The organism is Allochromatium humboldtianum, assembly GCF_013385175.1.
Taxonomy (GTDB): domain Bacteria; phylum Pseudomonadota; class Gammaproteobacteria; order Chromatiales; family Chromatiaceae; genus Thermochromatium; species Thermochromatium humboldtianum.
Map to the genome: position 1 here is coordinate 40,955 of NZ_JABZEO010000019.1, position 7,500 is coordinate 48,454.

General features: G+C 56.1%; 8 protein-coding genes. 3 read left to right on the forward strand and 5 right to left on the reverse strand.

All coding sequences use genetic code 11. The annotated features are described in order from the left end of the window. The first annotated feature begins 28 nt into the window (after window positions 1–28). Window positions 29–664, forward strand: coding sequence for an IS607 family transposase (locus tag HW932_RS18945; protein ID WP_176978029.1), 636 nt, complete (start codon window positions 29–31; stop codon window positions 662–664). Beyond that, window positions 648–1,757, forward strand: a complete 1,110-nt coding sequence (locus tag HW932_RS18950; RefSeq protein ID WP_176978030.1) for an RNA-guided endonuclease InsQ/TnpB family protein — start codon at window positions 648–650, stop codon at window positions 1,755–1,757. Before HW932_RS18945 ends, HW932_RS18950 begins: the two co-directional genes overlap by 17 nt. Before the next feature lie 184 nt (window positions 1,758–1,941). Here the strand turns inward: HW932_RS18950 and HW932_RS21935 are convergent, their stop codons facing one another. Next, entirely contained in the window at window positions 1,942–2,259 is a 318-nt protein-coding gene (locus HW932_RS21935; RefSeq protein WP_176978031.1) for a hypothetical protein, read from the reverse strand. Between the two features lie 151 nt (window positions 2,260–2,410). Here HW932_RS21935 and HW932_RS18960 point away from each other — a divergent pair, with 151 nt between their 5' ends. Further along, window positions 2,411–3,373: an Rpn family recombination-promoting nuclease/putative transposase gene (locus tag HW932_RS18960; protein ID WP_176978032.1), complete on the forward strand. Its 963-nt coding sequence runs from the start codon at window positions 2,411–2,413 to the stop codon at window positions 3,371–3,373. A gap of 615 nt (window positions 3,374–3,988) precedes the next feature. Here the strand turns inward: HW932_RS18960 and HW932_RS18965 are convergent. The 4 genes from HW932_RS18965 to HW932_RS18980 are packed head-to-tail and all read right to left on the reverse strand — an operon-like array spanning window position 3,989 to window position 7,394. Further along, window positions 3,989–5,065 carry a type IV pilus modification PilV family protein gene (locus HW932_RS18965; protein ID WP_176978033.1) on the reverse strand — a complete coding sequence of 359 codons (1,077 nt, stop codon included), beginning with the start codon at window positions 5,063–5,065 and terminating at the stop codon, window positions 3,989–3,991. 22 nt (window positions 5,066–5,087) lie between these two features. Further along, a complete protein-coding gene (locus tag HW932_RS18970) occupies window positions 5,088–6,290 on the reverse strand; it encodes a PilX N-terminal domain-containing pilus assembly protein (protein ID WP_176978034.1) in 1,203 nt (400 codons plus the stop codon). Beyond that, window positions 6,274–6,897 (reverse strand): PilW family protein, encoded by a 624-nt coding sequence (locus HW932_RS18975; RefSeq protein ID WP_176978035.1) that lies wholly within the window; start codon window positions 6,895–6,897, stop codon window positions 6,274–6,276. The genes HW932_RS18970 and HW932_RS18975 overlap by 17 nt, the downstream gene beginning before the upstream one ends. Beyond that, window positions 6,885–7,394 (reverse strand): GspH/FimT family pseudopilin, encoded by a 510-nt coding sequence (locus tag HW932_RS18980; RefSeq protein ID WP_176978037.1) that lies wholly within the window; start codon window positions 7,392–7,394, stop codon window positions 6,885–6,887. The genes HW932_RS18975 and HW932_RS18980 overlap by 13 nt, the downstream gene beginning before the upstream one ends. Between the last annotated feature and the right edge of the window lie 106 nt (window positions 7,395–7,500).

Genomic DNA, 7,500 nt, shown 5'->3' on the forward strand with positions numbered 1-7,500 from the left:
TTTTTGCGCAGTTATTTATATTTTAACCATGTCACGCAAACTGGTCAGCATTCAAGAAGCCGCCGATTTCCTCGGCGTCGCGGCTCAAACGCTACGGCGCTGGGAGCGCGAAGGCAAGCTGATTCCCGATGAGCGCACCGCCGGCGGGCGGCGGCGCTATGACTTGGCCCGGTTGCGCCCGGAGTGCTTTCACGCCCCCGAGCCCGCCCGGCGCACGATCGCCTATGCGCGCGTCTCCAGCCATGACCAGAAAGCCGACCTGGAGCGCCAGAAGCAGGTGCTCGAACTGTATTGCGCCCGCCAGGGCTGGACCTTCGAGGTCATCGCCGACCTGGGTTCGGGGGTGAATTATCACAAGAAGGGACTCAAGCGCCTGCTCGATGAGATCGTGGAGGGGCGTATCGGGCGGCTAGTCATCACCCACAAGGATCGGCTGCTGCGCTTCGGCGCGGAACTGGTGTTTGCGATCTGCGAGGCCAAGCAGGTTGAGGTCGTCATCCTCAACCAAGGTGAGGACACCACCTTCGAGGAAGACCTGGCCAGCGATGTGCTAGAGATCATCACCGTCTTTTCAGCCCGACTCTACGGGAGTCGCTCGCGCAAGAACCGCCAGCTGCTGGACGACGTGAAACAGGCGGTCGAGGCGCATGCTCATCGCTCATAAGATTGAACTGCGCCCGACTCCCGAGCAAGCCGTCTACCTCAATCAGGCGTGCGGTGCGCGGCGGCACTGTTACAACCAACTGCTCGCGCACTTCAGTCAGCCCGGCATGAAGTGGTCCAAGGCGGCGGCCTATCAGCACTACATGACGGTCTTGCGCGTAGAGTTTCCCTGGTACGCCGAGGTCTCCAGCCGCGTCACGCGCAACGCCATCGACGATCTGGACGCGGCCTTCAAGGGGTTCTTTCGGCGCGTCAAGGCCAAGGCGAAACAGCCGGGCTATCCGGCGTTCAAGAAAAAGGACGTCAACGATTCCTTCGCCCTGCGCGAACCGGCCAAGTTCGACGTCGACGGACGAACCCTGCGTATCGAGCGGCTCAAGACCCGAATCAAGATGCGCCAACCGCTGCGCTTCACCGGTCAGACCAAGCAGGCGACGATCAGCAAACGCGCCGGTCGATTCTACGTCTCGATCCTGATCGAGACCGAAGACTACAACCCGCACGCACCGGATCAGCCGTCCGTCGGCGTGGACTTCGGGATCAAGGCACTGGCCACCCTCAGTACCGGCGAGTCCATCCCCGCCAACCCGGCGCTCAAGAAGACTCTCAAGCGTTTGAAGCGCCGACAACGGACGCTGTCGCGCACAGTCAAAGGCAGTCGACGCCGAGCGAAAGCCAAGCTCCGAGTGGCCCGGCTGCATCAGCGGATCAGAAACCAACGTCAGGCGGTGCTCCATGAACTGTCCGACACCCTGACCCGCACCTATCAGGTCATCACGATTGAAGACCTGAATGTCACTGGAATGACGAAGAATCGCCGACTCGCCCGTGCTGTCGCTGATGCCGGCTTTGGCGAACTACGGCGGCAGATCGAATACAAGGCCCAATGGCGCGGCGTGACGGTCGTCATCGCGGATCGATGGTTTCCATCCTCCAAGACCTGTCACGCCTGTGGCCAGATCCACGACATGCCGCTGTCGCAGCGCACGCTGGTCTGTGACTGCGGACACGTCATGGATCGCGACCTCAACGCCGCCAAAAACCTTGATCAGTATGGTCGCGACGCGCTCAGGCGAGACCTTAAACGCACGTAAGAGTCAGGTAAGACGGGTTCGCCCGCACGGGCGTTGACGACGTGAACAGACTTATTCAGCTTCGTGCAAGTTTGGGTAGGTTTTTATGAGCGGCGATGGTCGAAAGTCAGCGCGGATTGAACGGCACTTGAAGCCTGGATGAGTTCGTCGATTTGAGAGGTTCCGCCGACCGCGTTCGGGTTGCTCAGGGCGCCCGGCTTGCGCGCAAGGCTTCGATCTGGACCAGACTCAGTCCGGTGGCCTGAGCGATCTGCACATCATTCAGCAGGCCGAGTTCAATGAGATGACCGGCTGTCTCGCGGGCCGCTTCCTGGCGGCCCTTCTGCAACCCGACCTGCTCGCCCTCCTGGCGTCCCTCCTCGCGCGCCTCCATCAGCAGGGCGGCCTCATCGTGCAGGGCTTTTTCGCGTGCCTCGGCCCAGTAGCGGGCCTCTTCATCGGCGCTCAGGGCGCGCAGTTTTTCGATCGCCCGTTGGACCGGGGGGTAGGTGTGAGTGCTCATGGTGGTGTCCTCTCGCCAGTGTTCAAAGTACGCGATCCAGGCCGACATGTCATGGTCCAATAATTTTGGACACCTCGATAGGGGCCATCCTGGAACGGTCCGATATGATAGGACGCCTGAGCGATGACACCCGACCACGACCCGACCTGCCATGACCCAACACCATCCCCATGATACCGGCTACCGGGAGTTGTTCAGCCATCCGGAGTTCGTGCAGCAACTGCTCGAAGGCTTCGCGCCGGCTGAGGTGGTGGAGCTGATGGATTTCAGCACCCTGACCAATCATAGCGGGCACTACATCACGCCGCTGTTCGAGGAGAAGATCGAGGATGTGGTCTGGTCGCTGGAGGTGCAGTGGCGGGGTCTGCGGCGGCGGGTGTTCGTGTATTTGCTGCTGGAGTTTCAGTCGCGGGTCGATGCGCGGATGTCGATCCGGATGCTGCATTATGTGGCCTGTTTCTATGACCATCTGCTCAAGACGCGGGTGACGACGCTGCGCCGGGGGCTGCCGCCGATCCTGCCGATCGTGCTCTACAATGGGTCGGCGCGCTGGTCGGCGGCGACGGATATCCGGGCGCTGATCCATCCGAAGCTGCCGGCGTTCTGGGAGTCCTATCAGCCGCATCTGCGCTATTACCTGATCGATGAAGGGGCCTATGGGCCGGAACAGTTGGCGGCGATCGGCAGTCCGTTGAGCGGGGTGTTCGGGATCGAGACGGCGAGCGATCACCGGGCGTTGCAGGCGGCGGTCGAGCGTCTGGCGGCGAGTCTGCGCCGTGACCCCAATCAAGAGCGGCTGGATCGGCTCATCACGCGCTGGCTGAAGCGGCATTTGCAGCGTCTGGGCGCGGAGGTCGATCTGGAGCGTATTCATTCCCTGGTGGAGGATCAGTCGATGTTGGCGGAAAACCTGGAGCACTGGGCGCGGCGTGAGCGTGAGGCCGGACGTCTGGAGGGGCGTCAGGAAGGGCGTCAGGAAGGGCATCAGGAAGGGCGTCTGGAAACGGCCCGCAATCTCCTCAAGCTCGGCGTGCTCAGTGATGTGCAGATTGCGCAGGTGACGGGTCTGAGCGGTGAGCAGGTGCGGGCGTTGCGCGAGGCCGATCAGCACTGAGCAGGCGGTGCGGCGGTGCGTCTCACCAGCGGGTCGGGGTGAATCGGCTCGGATGGTGCGCTTGACGTAGTCGTTCTTGGGGTCGAGCAGGGTGTCGGTGTGGATGGAGCAGGCGTCGTCCAGAAGGCGTTACGGTGGCCTGAGTGCTCGATCGCCGCCCTGGCGGTTCGGCGCGGCGGTGCGTCTTACCAGACGCTCGGATGGGGCACTTCGACCTGCTCACCGTTTTGGCGCAGGATGTACAGTCCTCGCGCCATGGCGTATTCGGTAGACGGAGTCTGCGACCACTATTCCGGCGACGGCGCCTATGGCGATGGTTCTTGTGTGACGGTAGGACGCGCTTGAGCATTTCGAGTCGTGTCAGGTGGCGGTCGAGGTGTTCCTCGATGAGTGTGCTTTTGCATTCGACGCCGATGATGGTGTCGTCGTTGACGACCAGCAGATCGATCTACAGCGCCTCGCCGTTGCGTTTGGCCGAGACATCGGGGTATAGACCGCGTACATCTCGATGCCTTGGTTGCGGAACAGACCGTGTTGACGTTTTGGCGGCAGGGGCGTGGATGAGAAAGCGTGGTACGTCCCTGTTTTCTACTCTATCCGTCCTGCATCGCTCACTTATGGCTGGAAAAGTGTCGTTCCGCTTGGGCAATAACGATTCCCCTGGATCGCTATATAGTTCTGACTGGCAAGCGTGTCTTGAATATTCAAATAAGTATTTTCAGTTCCCGTATAACGGCATATGCGATCCGTACTGGAAGTCAAACCCCAACCATAAGGTTCGGCAGTCGCTCCGCCGAGGGTTAGCCGCATACGTCCGGACCAAACGGGAACATCGACGCCGCCAATTAAAATAGTTCCATTTGTTTCCACTACACAAGTATAGGTTATATATCCAGCGTAAGCCTTAGTCGTTGCGCTGTCATCCCAGCAAGTGTAACCAGAAAGAGGTATGCCTGTTGCGGCATTAACCAGCCTAAAGTCGATATTACTCGTTGGCGTGACAGTCGGGCTTGTACTACCCGAGCCAAAACCTATGTACCCGGACAGCAGAAAAGTTGTGTTAGTGGTTGCTATGCCATTCAAGCTGGTAACTAGTCCGGTGGTATTGTCGAGTCTGATATTTACACTCGGCGCACCCGGTGGCGTGTAAATACTCTTGGTTGGGTCAGTTGGATCGATAATTGCTGGAATCGGCACTTTAAGGACGCGGTTAAACGGCTGTACTGGATTGCCGGGCGGTGCGTAGGAGCGAATCACACTAGCGAGTGTTTTGGGATCAAAACCCTGAATCAATGATGAAATCTGTACAGTACGACCTAAATTTTGCGCGTCGTTCCAAGTAACAGAGACAATCACTTCTTTGAAGAGACCTGGAGATGTGCGCGGGGTAACTGTCCAGCTTCTATTAAATGTAACGACACCAGAAGTCACGGTGTCGGATCCTGTTACGATCCCGTCATAGGACGTCATGCCCGTCGTAACAGCCAGCGTTTGAAATGACCGCATCTCCTCGATTTTCGATTCTGCCGCTTTGATGGCAAGGTTCTGCTCATGGACGAAACTGGTATTTCGCACCATGTTTCCCTGGAACTTAGAGATCGCAATCAAGCCAAATCCCATGACGGAAATAGCCATCAAGGTTTCAAGTAGCGCAATGCCACTTTGCAAGGCCGACTTTTTCAACCCGCGCATAACCTTACTCCACCAAGAATACTCAGAAATCGCGCCAGCTTCCAGGGATCTTTGTATAATTTCCGATGCGCCCAGAAAGTTTTTTTAGCACGTCGGCATTATATACTGGGTTTGGCGTGCCATTTGCTGTGAAGTTTCCTTCGGCAATCGCAGCGCCAATAATTTGCGAAGTGCCGCCTCCCGTATTGTCCCACAGGGTTGAAGTCGAATAAGCGACACCATAAATAGTAGCAGATCCGCGTAGTTCGAGCGGTCCATTGACAACAAGAATTACAGGAGCGCTTAATGAACCGACAACAGTAGTTGCATTCAATACAAACGATGAGCCAGCTGGCACATCCACCCACATAATCCGCCCGGTTTTTCCATTGACGCTTGTATTGCAAACCCCACCGCAAACAATAATTTCATCAGCGCTATTTTTATATGAATCCTTGTCTTTGGCAAAAAACTTTTCGAAATACTGATCTGGCGTAATTGTCGAAAGCTCAGAATCACTCGGTGCTAAACTAGCCATAGGGGGTGTGCCGGGAAGGGTAATCAGATTTGCGGTGCTGCTATGAACTGAGATCGATCCACCCGCATGGACCGTAAGCCCATTGGTTTCAGGGTCCGTGTTAGTGACCGTAATCGCCGAGCCACCCAGATTGGCATTTCCTTTAGTGGTTAAAGGCGCCGATGGAACTCCCGTTAGCCCACCCACAAAGGCCAGGATTTGCGAGACTTGGGCCGTCGTTGGACAATTAGTCGAGCAGGTCGAGCAGGTTGCATCGGTGCCTGTATCGTCCCAGCAGCCGATGGCATCGATTCTTAGTTTGGCAAAAGGTCCACTCACTGGTCCGACTGCGGACAATGTCACTAACGCCGTGACCTGCCCCGTAGCTGTTGCCGTGACAGTTCCCAGATCAGCACTGGTTGGACGATAAATCGGCGGGCTGGCTGCGAACCCGGTATATGTAGTGCCATCGTTCGTAAGAATCGACTCGCGTTGCGCATAATCACGCAAGCGGGCGGCCATAATCTCCAGCCCAGATTCCGCCGCCATAAGGGCGCGGGTTGAGCGATAATAATTACCGGCGACATTCTGATCCAACACCATTCCCCGATGGGCAAAAAAAGTTCCCAGTGACATGATGATTAGAAAAATCAGAGCAATGATGAGGGTTGCGCCTTTGCTTCCGTCACGCGATTTTGGAGCACGAAAATTTCTAGGGAACATATTCATCGTTGCGGATCCGTATGGTTTCGATCAGATTTCTTGAAATAGAAGGATCCCCGGTGGCATTCGCAGACAGAGAAACCAGCAGTTCACGGATCTGCAGATGCGTCGTGCCTGATAGCGCCACACTCCGAACTGTTGGCGTGATGGTGAAAGTCGAATAGTTAGTTCTTGAGCTTTCAGTGAGCGGAATCCAGGAGGTGTTTAGGTACTCGATCACGCTACCGTTTCGCCGAAACCCATAATCCTCCGGCGCTCCATCCATATCCGAATCATAACTGTATAAAATTTGGCCGGTAGTAATCGTGAAGCGTGGAATCGGGGTGGCGCCGGTTGGACATGCCGAATAATAGCCAAGTGGACAATAATCTTCGTCGCCGATATCTTCATGCGCATCATCCCAATAGCCTACGCGCCGTATGTCGCGACTGATGAAATCAAGAGTTGCACGCATTTCCTGCTCAAGCTGTATCGCTTTGAGAAGATCAAAATTCGTTTTGTTGTAAACAACGAAGAACGAAATCAACCCCGCTAACATAATGAGACCGACAGCTAGTCCGACCATCATCTCGACTAAGCTAAATCCAGAGATCTTTGATTTCAGGAGGGGCATGTCGGATAGCCTCCAAAGGTTCCGCAAATCGACACGCGACCGATCACGTTAACCGAAACCCGAAGAGAACGTCCACCAGATCCTGCAATGGTCACGCCATCTGTTATGCCTAACGTAGTGACGGGAATCCCAAGCCTGGGACTGAGGTCAATTGTTGCGGCACCTGTGCTGGCGCTTACCGAGATGTTGGCATAATCTGCGTAAGAGAGGGTCTTGATAGTGATCACTGGCGAAACCGGGATGGTGATTGTATGGCCAGTGGTAGTGAATACAATTCTGACAATCCGATTTCGCTTGATCGCCTCAGCTTTGGCGAATTGAAGATCCGTGCTGATGGCGAGTGCCAGACCTTCGATACGCCTACGTTCGAAGGTATCCGTGAAAGATGGTGCAGTGATTGTTGCAAGAATAGCCAAAATCGCAAGTACGATGAGCAGCTCAACTAACCCGAAACCAGCCCATCGGTTTGCAGAAAAATAATAGGATGGGGAGTTCATCACCGTCCCCAGCAACGTGCATTGGGAAGATATTGGGCTGTTCCAGTGGCATTCACGGAAAAGCTGATGTTACCGCAGGAATCGCTGCTTTGAATTCCCGTCGGAC